We start from the raw sequence: 1,410 nt of genomic DNA, 5'->3' as shown, positions 1-1,410 counted from the left end.
GCACCTGAGGCCGGGCGAGGTTTCGCGGTCGGGATTTGCGATTGGACATTCTATGGTCGGACGCCGCGAAGCCGATAAGGCTGACATCGCGACGTCCGTGGCCGGCAAAGGCTGACGCCGGATGRAACGAGCATAGCCACTCCTCGCCAGCTCCCCGATTCGGCAAAGGGCTTAGCCGCCGTTCTTATGAGGTAAGTCTGTTCGCCGTGCGCGCCGAATCGTGTTCGATAATGCGCACCTATCGCGGATTTTGCGTTGATCGGACGGCATTCCCAAGAATTAATCCATAAACAACGCACGCCTCAAAAAAATGCACTGGTTTGCAAGAGCGGCTGTAACGTTATGCGCGGTGTTCAAAACTCATTCGACTCAAGGACTTGGCTATTTCGCGCCCAATAGGAATGAAAACTATGTACGCTAGCGTACGGAGTATATTTCAGCGAAGCCACATTGTCGCCACGAAAATTATTTGATTTCGAGCCTCGTTCACTGATCGAAATTGCCTCACACAGCACTGAACTGATTATTTTCAGCACCTAAAAATTTTACATTACTGTCACCAGCTCCGATCAATACAATAATCAACTAATTCCCAAAGATAAAAATCTTGTGGCTTCAGCGTCATCGACGCGTGGCGTCAAGCTTAACGCTGAGCTTGACGCTATCGCCACGGTCCAGCAGCAAGGAGCGGCAGCCCGATAAACTTCGGTCTCCACGCCAATCGGGTCTCGAGACGGCGGTCAATATGCATTGAGCTCTCGCGTTCGGCGCCATGTGCGCTAACGAACGGCGCCACCTATACTTCCGATGTACAAAAACCTACTCCCAATCCGCCGCTTCGCGATGTGGCCGGATTTCGTAAAATTCTAAGAAGCGCTGGGAAGCTGATTGCGGCATCGAAGTTCGTGCAAACGTGTCTTCGTTTGATTGCATTGCTCCAAAGAAGCACGAGGCGGTCGCGCGGAGCGCGCCTTCCCGATCTTTTCGCCAGCGTCGCAATTCAGTCGGTACGACCTATGCCCGCCTCGTCCGAATGGGAGGAGAGCACCGGCTATCGATGATAGAATAATATATCGATGCAAATCGATGTTGGACACGATTGGTCTCGCGGGCGGCGTCGCATCCTTTGTAGGATCTCGATGCCGGCATGGATGAGAGGTTCGTCAAATGTCGACAGACGCCGAGAAGATTCGACTTCACGTCATTTGGGTTCTCAAGCAATTGAGTCCTGTCGTTCCACCGCCAAGCCAGACTTTTGAAATGGACGATCAGCGCGTCAGCTGAGGTCGACGGAAAAGAGGGTCCGGCCAATGGAGTCCACAACTTCAAGACGCCAATCGTCCCAGCTGTCGATGGCATCACCCATCTCTTCGCGCATCTCGTTGATCGCGTGGAGGGCTTGTATCCGAG

At 53.1% G+C, this 1,410-nt stretch carries 1 protein-coding gene; it reads right to left on the bottom strand.

All coding sequences use genetic code 11. From position 1 onward, the window contains the following. Window positions 1-1,276: 1,276 nt before the first annotated feature. Window positions 1,277-1,405: a DUF6894 family protein gene (locus AC1DT3_RS21145; protein WP_477467153.1), complete on the bottom strand. Its 129-nt coding sequence runs from the start codon at window positions 1,403-1,405 to the stop codon at window positions 1,277-1,279. Window positions 1,406-1,410: the final 5 nt, after the last annotated feature.

The organism is Microvirga sp. P4_G7 (genome assembly GCF_056401005.1).
This window is presented reverse-complemented; position numbering and strand designations above follow the sequence as displayed.